Annotated in this window: 11 protein-coding genes; 7 read left to right on the forward strand and 4 right to left on the reverse strand. The window is 33.1% G+C overall.

Features of this window, described 5'->3' with window-relative positions:
* The coding region (locus ABD766_RS13330) for a T9SS type B sorting domain-containing protein (protein WP_344817216.1) at positions 1-123 on the forward strand (123 nt) is incomplete at its 5' end.
* 73 nt (positions 124-196) lie between these two features.
* Here ABD766_RS13330 and ABD766_RS13335 read toward each other — a convergent pair.
* Together ABD766_RS13335 and ABD766_RS13340 are read right to left on the reverse strand one after the other, a co-directional pair.
* Positions 197-883 (reverse strand): SIMPL domain-containing protein, encoded by a 687-nt coding sequence (locus ABD766_RS13335; RefSeq protein ID WP_344817142.1) that lies wholly within the window; start codon positions 881-883, stop codon positions 197-199.
* A gap of 43 nt (positions 884-926) precedes the next feature.
* Positions 927-1,574 (reverse strand): rhomboid family intramembrane serine protease, encoded by a 648-nt coding sequence (locus ABD766_RS13340; protein WP_344817143.1) that lies wholly within the window; start codon positions 1,572-1,574, stop codon positions 927-929.
* A 100-nt stretch (positions 1,575-1,674) separates the two neighbouring features.
* Between ABD766_RS13340 and ABD766_RS13345 the strand changes: the two genes are divergently transcribed.
* Complete coding sequence (locus ABD766_RS13345; protein WP_344817217.1) at positions 1,675-2,544, forward strand: lysophospholipid acyltransferase family protein; 870 nt, start codon at positions 1,675-1,677, stop codon at positions 2,542-2,544.
* An 86-nt stretch (positions 2,545-2,630) separates the two neighbouring features.
* On the opposite strand, the gene ABD766_RS13350 is transcribed toward ABD766_RS13345, so the two are convergent.
* The gene (locus ABD766_RS13350) at positions 2,631-4,250 is read right to left on the reverse strand and encodes an ABC-F family ATP-binding cassette domain-containing protein (protein ID WP_344817144.1); all 1,620 of its coding nucleotides are present in this window, start codon (positions 4,248-4,250) and stop codon (positions 2,631-2,633) included.
* 253 nt (positions 4,251-4,503) lie between these two features.
* On the opposite strand from ABD766_RS13350, the gene ABD766_RS13355 reads away from it, so the two are divergent.
* Positions 4,504-5,076: a hypothetical protein gene (locus tag ABD766_RS13355; protein WP_344817145.1), complete on the forward strand. Its 573-nt coding sequence runs from the start codon at positions 4,504-4,506 to the stop codon at positions 5,074-5,076.
* Positions 5,077-5,125: 49 nt separating this feature from the next.
* On the opposite strand, the gene ABD766_RS13360 is transcribed toward ABD766_RS13355, so the two are convergent.
* Positions 5,126-5,896 (reverse strand): TlpA family protein disulfide reductase, encoded by a 771-nt coding sequence (locus ABD766_RS13360; protein WP_344817146.1) that lies wholly within the window; start codon positions 5,894-5,896, stop codon positions 5,126-5,128.
* A 372-nt stretch (positions 5,897-6,268) separates the two neighbouring features.
* Between ABD766_RS13360 and ABD766_RS13365 the strand changes: the two genes are divergently transcribed.
* The 4 genes from ABD766_RS13365 to ABD766_RS13380 all read left to right on the forward strand — a co-directional run bounded on the left by ABD766_RS13365 (position 6,269) and on the right by ABD766_RS13380 (position 15,567).
* The gene (locus tag ABD766_RS13365) at positions 6,269-9,574 is read left to right on the forward strand and encodes a T9SS type B sorting domain-containing protein (RefSeq protein WP_344817147.1); all 3,306 of its coding nucleotides are present in this window, start codon (positions 6,269-6,271) and stop codon (positions 9,572-9,574) included.
* Positions 9,575-10,170: 596 nt separating this feature from the next.
* Positions 10,171-11,058, forward strand: a complete 888-nt coding sequence (locus ABD766_RS13370; protein ID WP_344817148.1) for a hypothetical protein — start codon at positions 10,171-10,173, stop codon at positions 11,056-11,058.
* 347 nt (positions 11,059-11,405) lie between these two features.
* Entirely contained in the window at positions 11,406-11,789 is a 384-nt protein-coding gene (locus tag ABD766_RS13375; RefSeq protein ID WP_344817149.1) for an HU family DNA-binding protein, read from the forward strand.
* A gap of 901 nt (positions 11,790-12,690) precedes the next feature.
* Positions 12,691-15,567 (forward strand): class I SAM-dependent DNA methyltransferase, encoded by a 2,877-nt coding sequence (locus ABD766_RS13380; protein ID WP_344817150.1) that lies wholly within the window; start codon positions 12,691-12,693, stop codon positions 15,565-15,567.
* Positions 15,568-15,979: the final 412 nt, after the last annotated feature.

Below are 15,979 nucleotides of genomic sequence, written 5' to 3' on the forward strand. Positions count from 1 at the left end.
AAAGGATGGGATGGAACCTACAACGGAAACCTAATGCCATCAACGGATTACTGGTTTACAGTTGACTATCCAGAAGCTGGTGCGATGAAACAATTTAAAGCCCATTTCTCATTAAAAAGATAAAAAAGACAACATAATTAAAAAACAAAAAACTCCTCAAAAATGAGGAGTTTTTTTATTTAATATAAGAGATAAATTAATCTAAAATAAAACTTACAGAAACATTGGCAGAAACTTCAATCTCTCCAACGGCAAGGGTTTCTCTTGGTGCACCTGCTTCAGCAACCATCATATCGGCTTTGTACATAACAGGCGGCGCATAAAAAGATTGCGAATTATCAGTAATCAAAATCGCCTTCCCTATTTTTTGATTTAAAACTGAAACATAATCCTCTGCTTTGCGTTTTGCGTCTTTCATCGCAAGTTTTCTAGCTTCCGATTTATATTCTTCAATTTTAGAAGATTTGAATTCAACATCGCTAATGTTATTGATACCATTATCAACCAATCCCATCATTAAAGCGTCATATTTCGTAATATCTTTTAAAGTAATACTTATTGTCTGTGAAGCTTGATAATTATACTTCTTCTTTTCATAATCGTAATTTCTATTTAAACTTACACTTGTTGTCTGAAAATCGGAAGTTGGAATACCAAATTTCTTTACAAATTTCACAACTTTATCAACCGTTTCATCATTAAGTTTTTTTACTTCGGTTGCATCTTTTCCAGTGTTTTCAACACCAAAATTGATGACGATATGGTCTGGTTTTACCATAACTTTTCCTTCTCCTGAAACGGATACTTGTGGGATTTGTTTTTGTTCTTGTGCTTGTGTCATCGTAGCAATGAATGTCATTAAAATTAAAATTGTTTTTTTCATGATTCTATGTTTTATAAAAAGTGATATCCAAAAGCCGTGCCAATTATAGCTTGCCTCGTTTAGCCATTACAAACAAAATAAGAATTGGAATTGCCAAAATCACAACCATAAATGTATTATCTATAAACAAAGAAGGCTTTTTCATTAATGTAAATAAGTAGCCACCAATAGCGCCTCCAAAATGTGCTGTGTGTCCAATATTATCGCTTTTTGCTTTCATTCCATAAATTGAGTAAAGCAAATATCCTATTCCGAAAATGTAACCTGGAATTGGAATTGGTATAAAAAAGAAATAAATGTCTAAACTTGGATCTAATAAAATTGCCGAATAAATAATTCCCATAACTGCTCCAGAAGCTCCAACAGCACTATAACTATAATCATCTTTATGAAAAATCATAGTAAGAAGACTTCCGAAGATAAGACTCGCAAAATAGATTAATACGAATGAAAAATTATTAAGAATTCCATAAACAACAGGCGCAAAAAAGTAAAGCGATAACATATTAAAAGCCAAATGACCAATATCAACATGGAGAAATCCTGACGAAATCATTCTAATCTGCTCTCCAGAACGAATACTTCCCACGTGAAATTGATACTTTCTAAAAAAAGATAAGTCATTAAATCCTTTAAAACTAATTATAACATTGATCGCAATCAATCCAATCAAAAACAAATTGTACTCCATATCAAACTATTTTGCGTAAAAATAGGAATTGTTCTTTAGGTTTTGTTAAACCAAAGTTGTTAAATTGTCAGAAACTGTATATTTGCATAAAAATAAAGGAATGCAGTTTTTAATTTACCTTCTTGTCTACCCTATTTTGTGGCTCATTTCAATTCTGCCATTTCCTGTACTTTACCTATTTTCTGATTTTGTTTATTTCTTAGTTTATTACGTAATCGGTTATCGAAAAAAAACAGTTAGAAAAAATATTGCCCTTGCACTTCCTCATTTATCAGAACAAGAGAGATTAATTATTGAGAAAAAATCCTACCATCATTTGTGCGATATGTTTCTTGAGATGATAAAAACAATGTCGATTTCCGAAAAAGAAATTAATAAACGTTTTAGCTATACAAATCTTGATGTTTATCTGGATTTAGAAAAAAAAGGAAAAAGTATTGCTCTAATGTGCGCACATTATGCAAGTTACGAATGGGTTTTATCAATGAACAATCACATTACCTTCAAAGGATATGGAATTTATAAAAAAATTGCAAATCCGTATTTTGATAAATTAGTGAAAAATATTCGCGCCAAATTCAAAGCTTACCTTATTACGACCAAAGAAACTAAAACTACTATTGAACAAAATGCTAAAAATGGAGTATTAGGCATTTTTGGTTTTGCAAGTGATCAAACTCCAAGAAGATCAGATACAATGCATTGGGATAGCTTTTTGGGAATAGAAACCCCAATTCATACAGGAGCCGAAATGCTTGCCAAAAGATACGATATGAATGTAATATTCTTAAAAGTAAAGAAGGTAAAACGCGGTTATTATGAAGCTTCTTTCGAAGTACTTGCTGATGATGTAAAATCCATTCCAGATTATAAACTATCAGAAAATTTTATGAGAAAAGTAGAACAACAAATCTACGAAGCACCAGAATTTTACTTGTGGACACACAAACGCTGGAAACATAAGAAGTAGTGTTCAGTTGGCAGTGTTCAGTGTTCAGTATAAAAAAAGGTCTAAAATTAAAATTTTAGACCTTTTTTCTATTTCGTACTTCGTACTTAGTTATACATTTTCTTTCTCAACTCTTTCACTTTTTCATCGTCAAGATATTCGTCAAAGGTCATGTATCTGTCGATAACTCCGTTTGGTGTGATTTCTAAAACTCTGTTGGCAACCGTTTGCGCGAACTCGTGGTCATGTGTTGTAAACAAAACCGAACCTTTAAAGTTTTTAAGCGAATTGTTGAATGCCGTAATCGATTCCAAATCTAAGTGATTTGTTGGTTCGTCTAGCATTAAAACGTTAGCACGAATCATCATCATTCTAGACAACATACAACGTACTTTTTCTCCTCCAGAAAGCACCGTACATTTTTTCAAAGCTTCTTCTCCAGAAAAAATCATTTTTCCTAAGAATCCACGAACGTAAACTTCATCCCGCTCTTCTTCTGTTTTCACAAATTGACGCAACCAATCTACTAAATTCAAACTTCCGTCTGTGAAAAATTCACTGTTGTCATTTGGCAAATACGATTGTGTTGTTGTAATTCCCCAATCATAAGTTCCTTCGTCCGCTTTTTGATTTCCGTTTAAAATTTCATAGAAAGCGGTTGTAGCACGTGAATCTTTAGAAAACACTACTACTTTATCGCCTTTCGCCATGTTCAAATCTACATTTTTAAACAATACTTCACCATCCACTGATGCAGCAAGATTTTGAACATGTAAAATTTGATCTCCAGCTTCTCTTTCAACATCAAAAATAATCGCAGGATATCTTCTACTTGATGGTTTGATTTCATCAAGATTTAATTTATCAATCATCTTCTTACGAGAAGTTGCTTGTTTCGATTTAGCCACATTCGCACTAAAACGACGGATAAACTCTTCCAACTCGGCTTTCTTCTCTTCCGCTTTCTTATTTTGCTGTGCTTTTTGTTTTGCAGCTAACTGACTTGATTCGTACCAAAACGTATAGTTACCAGAATAGTGATTAATTTTTGAGAAATCAATATCCGAAATGTGTGTACAAACCGAATCCAAAAAGTGTCTGTCGTGCGAAACCACAATTACGGTATTTTCATAATTGGCAAGGAAATTTTCTAACCAAGTGATGGTTTCAAAATCCAAGTCGTTCGTTGGCTCATCCATTACCAAAACGTCAGGATTTCCGAAAAGCGCTTGTGCTAATAACACACGAACTTTAAGTTTTCCTTCCAAATCGGCCATTAAAGTATAATGCATGTCCGAACCAATGCCTAAGTTAGAGAGCATCGAACCAGCATCCGATTCGGCATTCCAACCGTTCATTTCTTCAAATTGCACTTGCAACTCACCTATTCTATCGGCATTTTTATCATCATAATCGGCATACAAAGCATCCATTTCAGATTTCACTGCAAATAGTACTTTGTTACCCATCATTACTGTTTCTAAAACCGTATGTTCATCAAACATGTTGTGATTTTGATTCAAAACCGACATACGTTTTCCTGGTTCTAGAATTACACGACCAGAAGTAGGATCAATATCGCCAGCAAGAATTTTAAGGAACGTAGATTTCCCAGCACCATTGGCACCAATTACGCCATAGCAATTTCCTTGAACAAACGTAGTGTTTACTTCGTCAAATAAGATTCTTTTACCAAATTGAACTGATAAATTAGATACAGTAAGCATTTTTTATTATGTTTTAATTTCGGTGCAAAAGTAAGCATTAGTGATTAGTTTTTAGTAATTAGTGATTAGTTTTTTTTCTAAGCACTTTTGCCCAACATTTTGTTGATAAACAGGTAAAAGTACGCGGTTACTGTTTGTAGGAAATTGGTATATTTGTGAAGGATGTGAAAGGTTATTGTGCATATTTATTAGTTGTTCTATATTTTGAAAACACCAGAAAAACCAAATCTTTGAAAAATAAACAGAATTTAAAATGATTAATAAATTGAAATATATTTTTGCGATTTTACTTTTTTGGGCTTGTACAAAAAAAATAACTAAACTTGAGGAATATTCAAACTATCCTATTAAGTACGGTAAAACTAAAATTATTCATCCGGAAAATGATTTTTCAATCACAATTCCGAAAAATTGGGAATGGAAAGCTGAAGAATATAATAATCCACAAATAATTCTTGGAATGGATATTGGAGCAACTGATTCAATAACAAAATTCACTAAGATAATTTCAATTCAAAAATATAAAAGTTTAGAAAAAAATATGGAATTGTTGGATGAATTTAAAACAATCCAAAAGAATATTAAAAAAAGTAGTTTGATGCCAATAATTATTGAAAGTGGATATACAAAGAATTTAAAATATGATTCTTATTATATTTATCAAAAATTAGAAGGTTCAAACTCAATAGAAATGATTTCGTTTATATTAAAGGGTAAAGAAAAAGAAACATTTTATTCTTTAACAACAAGTTGTCAAAGTGAAGACAACATCGAAACAAACTTTGCTTTAATGATTAAATGTATTGAATCTTTTGAAATAAATTAAATCACTTGCTGAGAAAAGTTTCCTGACTTTGAACTAAACAACAAAAAACCTACTTCCTACTCTCCTTTTCCAAAGCGACTTTCAAAGCATGATCGTTGGCTAAAACTTTAACAATATTACCGTCTTTATTCACAATAAAATGCGTTGGAAAAGCATTCAATTGCAACACTTCGTTCATGTATTTTTTCATGTTTGGAACTACGGAATACGATAATGGTTTTTTGGCTAAAAACACTTTCAATTGCTCCGGCGTATCTTCGGCTAAACTTACAAAAACAATGTCTTTTCGGTCTTTGTATTGATTCACCATTTCGTTTAACGAAGGAATTTCTTTCACACAAACCGCACAATGAATAAACCAACATTTTACGACCATAATCTTGTCTTTCATAGATTCGTTAGAAATAGTATTTCCTTCTAAATCAGTGAAAGTAAACTTCGGAAAAGGTTTGCCTTCTTGGTTAAAATTATCGTTTTCATCAAACGACACTTGAGCTATGGTCGCTTTGATATTAGAATCAGAAGTTGGTAAAAGTTTAAACAATTGGTATTGGAAAATCGTGTCCGCAGTTTTCAAACGAATAGGAATCGTTTTTCCATCCATCAAAGTTTTCAAGAAAGCACTTTTCTCGATTACGGTTCCGTTTTCATCAATTGGCGTAAAATCTCTTGAAAGCATGATGTTTTCATTGTGGTACTTCCACCAATTCATAAAATTACTTTGAATCGCTGTAGGATTAACTTCAGGTTCACCCAATTTCGTTTGTCCCGAACAAGAAACTAGCAACAATAGAAACGTAAAACTTAAATATTTGGTCATTGTGAAAACTTTATAGATTTCAAAATTACAAATCAATTTTATTATTCTTCCGTTTTATTGAAATTACTTACATAAGCTAAAATTTACAAACGCAGCTACCGCACGAATCCCTTCGCGTGGTGTGGTCCTACAATTTAAAATATTGAAAAACACAAACACCATCTAACATTCCTTTTTCAACTACATAACCAGGTTATTTTCATTGTGGGCACGGATCTTCATTCCCACTAAATAACTCATTCTGATAAATGAATTAATTTATGTAATCTAATACATACAAAAAACAACAAAATTACCATTTTATCGTTAAAATGTTACCAATAATCGTGTTTTATTAAAATACATTTAGTAGATTTGTTAATAATATTTATTATGAAAAGGTACCTTTACATACTTCATCTTATCTTTCTTCTGAACCAATTTGATGGTTTTGGATTCAACCTTTCTGTTACAAGTGTTAATGAAACTTGTGCTGGAAATGGTAGTTTGCTATTTAATGCAACCAATACTATTGCTGGAGGAAGTATTCAGTACATCATCTATAAATTACCCAATACCACTACTCCTTTTGCAACAACAACTGCTGCAACACTCAACGGATTGGTTGCAGGAGATTATAGAGTAATTGCTAGAGAAACAGTTGGCGCCACTACTACAGAACAACAACAAGATGCGACCATAGTAAACTCGGTTGTGCCCTTAGCTTTTTCGGTTCAAAGTTTAAATCAGGCTTGTTCTAATACTAGTACCATCACTGTTAATACAATCACTGGAACTCCAGTTTCTTATGAAATATTTAGTGGTCCGTTATTGTTTCCATTACAGAGTTCTAATACTTTTTCTGGTTTGCCTGTTGGCGTTTATAGAATTAGAGTTTTTGATAATTGTGGAATAGGTGTTGTAACAACTTTTACGGTGGTTCAAAATACTACTGGTCTTACTATCGGACAACCTCAAACGGCTCAAACTTCACCAGTTAATTGCAATTTGGTTTCGGTTACCAATACCTTGACCGCTGCTACTGGAACTGTTATTGGCTATCCATTAGATATTACTTACACTATTTTTCCTCCTAGTGGAGGCGCTCCTATTGTTTTGAATAGTACGCTGAATACTGGGAATACCACATCACAAAATTTGGTGCAAACCATGACCAATTACATCAATCAGAATTTTAGTTATTCGCTTGCTATTCTGGATGCTTGTGGAACAACTTATTCTTCAAATTTTATTGTAAACAACGGAATAAATTTAACTAACACCATTACCACACTCGATTGTAACGAAAACTTTTTTACGTTTACGCTATCGAATTTTGTTCCTCCTTATTCGATAAATTTTAATTCATTTCCGGCTGGATTTAATCCTGCGCTTTTCAATAACGCTTATCCTGGTCCTTATAATCAAAATAGTGTTTCTTTTGGAAATGATTCTTTGCCTACACCTATTGGGAATTATGATGCCACCATTACAGATGCCTGTGGTACTATTCAAAGTGTCTCTTTTTCGATAATAGACCGACCTCCACTTCCAACAGCTACAGGAACTCATAATGGTTGTTTGACTACAACAGGAAATATAAACATCGCTATACCTGGCTATATCATCACCAGTGGCTTAGTTACAGTAGCACCTTCGGATTATCCGTTTCCTTTACCTCATAACATCTCTTCTTTGATTGATGCTAATGGTGCTATTACCCTAAATCCGGTTCCTCTTGGGAATTATACTTTTCAGCTGACCAATACTTGTAATGATGTTATACCACTTATTTCAACTGTTGTTCCTGCTTATGTAGATCAAGGTTTAGCTAGTGCCATAAGAAATGGTTGTGGTTTGGGTACTAGTGCTATTAGAATTGAAAGTTTGAATTCAAAATTAACTTCTATTAGAATTACAGCTGCTCCTGCTTCTTTTGGATTTAGTTTACCTTTTAATGTATCTTCCAACATTGCTCCTGATGGTGTTCTTTATATGAATAATCTACCTGCAGGCAGTTACACTTTTACTGGAACTGACGAATGTAATTTCACTAATACCATTACTGTAAGTGTACAAGGTTATAGCATTACGGCTTCCAATTTTTCATTGCTTCCTAATTGTGGTTCTTTCAATATTGCTTTAAACTTTGTAAGTAACGGAACAGCAGGTCAAACCTATTGGTTGCAAAAATTACTTAATCCGGTTACAAATACTTGGGGTAATCCTAGCACCAATGCAATTTATACGAATGGAACTGTTCCAAACGAAACTAATTCCATTTCCTTAGCCAATAATGCTACCAATTTTAATTTCAGTTTTAATGGTACTTTCCGAATTGTTCGTGCCTTTTTATCATACCATAATGGTAGCGAGTGGAATACAGCTGTTGTAAGTAGCGCTGATAAAAATTGTATTGAAATATTAGCACCAACCTTAAGTTACAACGAGTCCTTAGAATTTATAGATGCCTATAGATTGCCTTGTTCTGCAAGTGGAGCGTTAGATGTTTTTGTTGAAGCCAACGGAACTACTCCTTTACGCTATACTTTGGTACAAAAAGACGGATTGCCTTTCTTTTTTGACAATGGTACTTCCAATACTTTTTTCAATTTAGCGCCTGCCATTTATCTTTTTCAAATAGAAGATATTTGCGGCAATATTGTCAACCGTTTGTTTGATGTTAGTACGCTTGGTTCCATCATTTTGATAACAACTCCAAGTGATTTATTAGAATGCAAAACGGTTATTACCAACAACGAAACTTTCGATTTAACGCAACAAACTGCTGTTATTTTAGGAACGCAACCAGCTAGTGATTATACCATAACTTATCACACGACATTGGCTAATGCGCAAAATGGAACTAACGCTATTACTAACTTGGTTAATTTCAATCCGGTAAGTAATCCGCAACTTATTCATACTAGAATCGTACTTAATTCGCTTCCTAATTGTTATGAATTAAGAAGTTTTAACTTAATTGTCGGACAAACTCCTAGTCTGAATCTTAATTCCAGCTATTTAAATTGCTCAACAAATCCGACGGTCGTTGATGCATCGCTCAATAATTTACCAACAACCACTTATCTTTGGTCGAATGGTGCTACTACTCCATCGGTAAGTATTACGGCTATTGGTGTAACCAATTTAACGGTTACAGCAACAAATACCTACAACGGACAAACGTGTACTAACACTAAAGACATCACTGTTATTAATTCGGGACCACCAGTCATAGAAGGTTTTGAAACCTCCGATTGGACTTCGAATGAAAATAGTATAACTGTGATAACTTCTGGCAATGGTTCTTATGAGTACTCTTTAGATGGCACTACGTTTCAAGACGAAAACTACTTTAACAATTTAGCACCAGGATTGTATACCATTTATGTAAAAGACAAAGCTGTTTGCGGCATTACCCTTAAAACCATTTGGTTGCTTTACTACACCAAATATTTTACACCCAATGGTGATGGCTATAACGATTACTGGAGAATTAAAGACGCTGAAAACGAACCTGAATTTAGAGTAGAGATTTTTGATAGATATGGTAAAACCGTAACAGCTTTCACTTCAAAGAGCGCTGGTTGGGATGGCACTTACAACGGAAATCTACTGGTTTCTGACGATTATTGGTTTGTTGCCTACCGTGCCGATGGTAGAACGCATAAAGGGCATTTTAGTATGAAGCGATAATCTTGTGTGTATTTTGATAACACAGAGTTGCACGAAGTATGGCACGGAGTTACACAGTGGCTTTATCTTTGCGCCTTAGTGTCTTTGCGAGAAATATAATCTTTTATGCCTTTTGTGTTTAAAATGGAACTCAGACTTCTTTTTTAGAATTCTCCTCCTCTGGAGGAGTGGCCGAAGGTCGAGGTGGCTTTTTTTTTGGAGCACGGAGTTTTTCACAGAGTTTTTCTCTTTGCGTCTTTGTGTCTTTGCGAGAAATAGAATAATCTTTAAAATCTTTTGTGTTTAAAATGGAACACGGATGAAACGGATGCTACTGATGGTCGAGGACTTTTTTTTGCAACACAGATTGGAATAATCTGAAAAATCTTTTATGCCTTTTGTGTTTAAAATTGGAACACGGATAAAACGGATTGCTTCGCAAACGCAGATTTACGCAGATTACTTTTTTAGATTTCTCCTCCTCTGGAGGAGTGGCCGAAGGACGAGGTGGCTTTTCATAAATCAATAAAAACCACTAAAAATACCTATTTATAGGGAGTATTTAAATAAACTATATTCACTTATTTTGTTTTCACTAACTCTAAAAATAACACTTTATGAAATCAAAAATTTTAATTATCGCTCTTTTTATAAGCGGACTAAACTTTGCTCAAACTCCGTTCACTACTTTAAGCATGGAACCTATTAAAGTAAAAAAAGATAAAAATGCTTATGTCTTTGTAGAAGAAGTAAAAGATGCTCAGGGAAGTGTTACAACAAAAGAAACCGAAACTACAGAAGAAACTATAAAAAAACCAATTGACTTTTTTAATAACAGTACACTTTCAACATCACTAATCAACACAGGAAATAGAGTATCTATTAGTGCCGAAGTTTTACATTACAAATTATATGTTGCAAATCCGGATGCTGAAAAATTAGCTAAAGGTGATAGAAAATACAGATTTAATATTCCAATGTTGTTAATATCTAAACTTTCTACACAATATGATTCTATCAACTCAGCAAGTTCTTGGGATGTACTCGATTATGAAGCCGCTCCTCTAACACTTCGTATCATGCCTTCTTTCAAAAAACCATTTGTAGGATTCAATGATGTGATATACTATGGCTTTTACGCTGACGTTAGAGGATTAAACATTCAAAATAATGTTACTAATTCCTACGACATGGAATTCATTGGAAGCGGTGGAATTGGTTTTACTTATCAAGGCGATGGTGATGCAGGAAAGTATAACGAAAATGGAGAATATAAGCCAGGTCGCTATTCAATTTCTGTAATGTTGCAAGGTGCTACTGGAAAGAAAGAAGTACTGCAAAAGCTATTCAAAACAGATAATGATGTTGTAACCTCTCTTCAGGCCTATTTTCTATTTAAAGTAGCCGATGATAGCAAGTTCAATATGAAAATTGGATACCAATACCTATTCAAAGAAACTCTTGCAGGAAATAAATCTAATTTTACCATAGCAATTGGAATCTAATTTACCTGCTATTTTTGCAACTTTAAGCTACCCAAAAGTTGCAAAAACACAAAATAATAAACCCTCCAAAACCACCACGAAAACTTATCGTAAAAATTCATAAATCCCTTATTTTTAGGGATTTTTTTTATTTATTCCATTTGTAAAACACTATTTAACAAGTAGTTATACAAAACGTAAAAATTGGTGGTTTTCTTACACATTGTTAAAAAGTAAAGTCGATTGTCAATAACTTTGACTTTCTTTTTCGTTTAAAATTATCAATCTTTGTATCTGTCGGTCAGGCAAATATCCGAAGGTTTGCTCAGAGGCAAAATTTATTATTGTATAATTTAACTTAAAAACTTATGCCAGTTAAATTCAAGGTTCTTCAAAGAAAGAACCCTCAAGACATTCTTGCACCAGAAAAATTCTATGCTGCTGCTATTGCAGACGGCGAAACCGATTTAGAAAGACTCGCGGAGTTAATTTCTTATCAATGTACTGTGACCGAAGCCGATTGTTATGCGGTATTGATGTCGTTAGAACACAATATCATTGGCGAATTGAACGAAGGTCGTATTGTAAAATTGGGACGTTTGGGTAACTTCCAAGTAGGATTAAGTTCTGAAGGTAAAGACACCGCAGAAGAAGTATCTTCTAGTGTTATCAAAAAGAACAGAATCCTTTTCAGACCTGGTAAGAAAATGCGCAATTTGTTAAGCACATTATCTTACAAAAAAGTCAGCTAGAACCCCGAAACTAAGTAATTTAGTTTGTAAGACCTCGAGTATTCCAGTGCTCGGGGTCTTTTTTTTGTGCATTTTTTCACGAAAATTTTCACCATTTCGTCCCGACGAAGTTTTTGTTTCGTACTGACGAAGCATTTGTCTCGTCCTGATGAACTGAAATTCTCGTCCGTACAAATTGAAAAAAAACTATCTAAAGGAAAAAAAGATAATAAAAAACTCTTTTTCAGCTTTTTTTTATGCAAAAAACCATCATTTTTGAGTCTTTTTGTATGGAAAATTAGTACTAAAAAACAGTTCTCGATACCATTTTAAGCTTCAATTTTTGCAATTTTAAACTTCAAAATCACTCGAACTGACAAAAAAACAAACAATTTAAAGCAACAAAAAAATCCTTAAAAATCTGTTGCATCTGTGTCATCCTCGTTCTAATTTCAATAGCTTTTATGTTCCATTAAAAACCACCTCGGCTTTCAGCCACTCTTCCAAAGGAGAAGAATACTACACTTTACTCCATAAAAAAAGCTCAAAAAAAGCAGCTAGAACCCCGATTTTTGAGCAATTAAGTATTGTAAGACCTCGAGTAATTCCAGTTACTCTATCGAATTATGATGTAAATTTAATGTATTAATTTTAATATACTAAATTATGTGAATAACTTTTTTAAGCCTTACCACACCAGCATTTTCAACTTTTTTTTAGGTAAACTAATCAAAATTATACCCTTCCAGCTGTAAGTTTAGAAACTTTTGTTACTTTTTTTTACTAAAATACAGGAAACCGTAAAATACTATAAAACTTCTTTTCTACCTTTACAAAATCACGTAAAACTACCTAGTAAACTATTGTTAAAGTTATTTATTTTTGGTAGGTTTGAATTATAAGAAAAGTAATAATAAATAATATGGCTTTAAGCTGGAACGAAATAAAAGACAGAGCAGTAAAATTTTCCAAAGAATGGAAAGACACCACCAATGAAGAAGCAGATGCTAAACCATTTTTAGATGCTTTTTTTGATGTCTTTGGTATCACTCGAAAAAAAATTGGAACTTTTGAACACCGAGTAAAGAAACTTTCGGATGCCGATGGGTATATCGATTTGCTTTGGAAAGGTACTATTTTGATAGAAATGAAAAGCCGTGGTAAAAACCTAGACAAAGCCTTTCAACAAGCGATTGATTATACACACGGATTAAAACAAAACGAATTGCCAAAATACGTTTTGGTGTGCGATTTCCATATTTTCAGATTATATGATACCGAAGAACAAACTACTCTAGAGTTTACCATTGACGAATTAATTCATAATGTTCAGAGCTTCGGCTATCTTTTAGGCTATCAAAAGAAAACCTACAAAGAACAAGACCCTGCGAATATCAAAGCTGCCGAATTAATGGGAAAACTCCACGACCGATTAGAAGAAATTGGGTACGAAGGGCATCCATTAGAAGTATATTTAGTTCGCATTTTATTCTGTTTGTTTGCGGAAGACACTACTATTTTTGATAAGCAACAATTTCAAGATTACATAGAACATAGAACCGCCGAAGATGGAAGTGATTTAGCTTCCAAAATTCAAGAATTGTTCCAGGTGTTAAACACCGCAAAAGACAAACGATTCAAAAACTTGGACGAACAATTAAACGATTTTCCGTACGTAAATGGTAAATTGTTTGAAGAAATTTTACCCATGGCAAGTTTTGACAGCAAAATGCGCCAAGCTTTATTAGATTGTTGTTACATCGATTGGAGTAAAATTTCACCGGCTATTTTTGGTTCCATGTTTCAAAGTGTAATGAACCCTAAAGAACGCAGAAACTTAGGAGCACATTACACCAGCGAAAGCAATATCTTAAAACTAATCAAACCCTTGTTTTTAGATGAACTGTGGGCTGAATTTGAAAGTTTAAAAGGCAATAAAAACAAATTACCCGAATTCCATAAAAAAATTAGTCAACTCAAATTCTTAGATCCGGCTTGTGGTTGTGGGAACTTCTTAGTGATTACCTATCGCGAATTACGTTTGTTAGAATTAGAAGTGTTAAGAGCTACCTACAAATCAGGGCAAGGAGTTTTAGATGTTAGCGATATCATTTGGCTCGATGTTGATATGATGTGCGGCATTGAATACGAAGAATTTCCTGCAAGAATAGCCGAAGTAGCCATGTGGTTAATTGACCACCAAATGAACATGCAAATAAGCAATGAATTTGGACAATACTTTGCACGTTTGCCGTTGAAAAAATCGGCAAAAATTGTGCATGGAAATGCTTTAAGAGCAGATTGGAATAATCTTGATGACAAAAAAATAATTGATATAAACGCAGAAGTAACGAATATTTTTGAAGTAAATGAACCAAAAGAAAACTATGATGTCTTGAATATTTATTCCAAAAAAATAAACATCAACCCAGTTCATACAATACCTAACTCAAGTAATAACAAAGGTGTGTATGATTACATCATAGGAAATCCTCCATTTATCGGAAAAAAAGAACAAAATAGTAGTCAGAAAAGTGATATAGAGATTATTTTCAAAGGAATTAAAGGATCTAGAGTCATGGATTATGTAGCTGGGTGGTATGTAAAAGCGGCTCAATTAATACAAAATACAAAAACTAAAGTTGCATTTGTTTCAACAAATTCAATTTCACAAGGTGAACAAGTAAACATTTTGTGGAGTTTATTATTTAATCATTATAAAATCAAAATACATTTTGCACACCAAACTTTCTCATGGAGTAATGAAGCCAAAGGAAATGCAGCAGTACATTGTGTTATTATTGGTTTTGCGAATTTTGATACAAATGATAAAAGAATTTTTGAATATGAAAATATAAAAGGTGAACCACATGAATTAAAAGTTAAAAATATAAATCCTTTTTTGGTTGAAAGTAAAGATATTACTGTTGAGAATAGAAAATCTCCAATTTGTAATGTGCCTGAAATTATTTATGGAAGTTTTGCCTTAGACGATGGTAATTATACTTTATCAGAGTTAGACCGAAATAAAATTATTTTAGCAAATAAAAATTCAGAAAAATTAATTAAACCTTTTATCGGTGGTAGAGAATTACTACATTCAGAAAAGCGTTTTTGTTTATGGTTGGCTGATGCCGAACCATCTGAAATTTTAAATAATTCATTAATTAAGGAAAGAGTAGAATTAGTTAGAAAGTGGCGCTCAAATAGTGAAAGAGGAAATACAAAAAAATTAGCTGAAACTCCAACTCTTTTTGCTGAAGTAAGACAACCAAAAACAAATTATTTAGCCTTTCCAACGGTATCTTCAGTGAACAGAAAATATATTCCAATAGCATTTCTTTCACCTGATATTGTGGCATCAAATCAATTGTATGTTCTACCAAATGTCGAACTTTATCATTTTGGTATTCTAACATCCATAATGCATATGGCATGGGTAAAATACATTTGTGGTAGATTAAAAAGTGATTATAGATACTCAGCAAGCATTGTTTACAACAATTATCCTTGGCCAGAAAATCCATCTGAAAAACAAATAAAAACGACTGAAGAAAAAGCACAACAGGTTTTAGATGTTAGAGCTTCTTTTCCTAATAGCTCATTAGCAGATTTATACAATCCCTTAACCATGCCGCCAGCATTAGTAAAAGCGCACAACGAATTAGACAAAGCCGTGGATGCGTCCTACAGCAAACAAGCCTTTACCAGCGAAGCCAAACGTATGGAATTTTTATTTGAGTTGTATGAGAAATATACAGCTGGGTTGTTTGTGAAGGAGAAGAAGAAAAAATCATAAATTCATTCAAGAAATTAAAAAAGCACAAGATTTAAAAGCTCAAATTGATGCTACTTATAAAGCTATTGATGCTATGGTTGATGAGTTGTATGAATTGAGTGAGGAAGAAATAAAAATCGTAGAACAATCGTGACTTTATAATAATACATTATCGATTTTTATTCATGAATACCAAAAAACAATAAAAAAGAGTGAGTAAATTGAGATTGTTGAGAATAGTTAATGTTTTTGTCATTCCATTTTTTTGTCATTCTGAGGCACGAAGAATCTCAAATGATAATAACACAACACGTGAGTAACTAGTGCGATGTTTCCTATGTCAACATGACAAAATGGTCGTAATGGATATAGAGTTGTAAGGGTTAACACCAGAAAAGAGAAAATGTTGAAGGTTACTATGAGGTTATTAGTT

The organism is Flavobacterium cheonanense (assembly GCF_039539185.1).
Taxonomy (GTDB): Bacteria; Bacteroidota; Bacteroidia; order Flavobacteriales; family Flavobacteriaceae; genus Flavobacterium; species Flavobacterium cheonanense.

Bases quoted from the DNA above. Each gene is read 5' to 3' on its own strand.
- ABD766_RS13335 (WP_344817142.1), bottom strand. From the start codon at position 883: ATGAAAAAAACAATTTTAATTTTAATGACATTCATTGCTACGATGACA.
- ABD766_RS13340 (WP_344817143.1), bottom strand. From the start codon at position 1,574: ATGGAGTACAATTTGTTTTTGATTGGATTGATTGCGATCAATGTTATA.
- ABD766_RS13345 (WP_344817217.1), top strand. From the start codon at position 1,675: ATGCAGTTTTTAATTTACCTTCTTGTCTACCCTATTTTGTGGCTCATT.
- ABD766_RS13350 (WP_344817144.1), bottom strand. From the start codon at position 4,250: ATGCTTACTGTATCTAATTTATCAGTTCAATTTGGTAAAAGAATCTTA.
- ABD766_RS13355 (WP_344817145.1), top strand. From the start codon at position 4,504: ATGATTAATAAATTGAAATATATTTTTGCGATTTTACTTTTTTGGGCT.
- ABD766_RS13360 (WP_344817146.1), bottom strand. From the start codon at position 5,896: ATGACCAAATATTTAAGTTTTACGTTTCTATTGTTGCTAGTTTCTTGT.
- ABD766_RS13365 (WP_344817147.1), top strand. From the start codon at position 6,269: ATGAAAAGGTACCTTTACATACTTCATCTTATCTTTCTTCTGAACCAA.
- ABD766_RS13370 (WP_344817148.1), top strand. From the start codon at position 10,171: ATGAAATCAAAAATTTTAATTATCGCTCTTTTTATAAGCGGACTAAAC.
- ABD766_RS13375 (WP_344817149.1), top strand. From the start codon at position 11,406: ATGCCAGTTAAATTCAAGGTTCTTCAAAGAAAGAACCCTCAAGACATT.
- ABD766_RS13380 (WP_344817150.1), top strand. From the start codon at position 12,691: ATGGCTTTAAGCTGGAACGAAATAAAAGACAGAGCAGTAAAATTTTCC.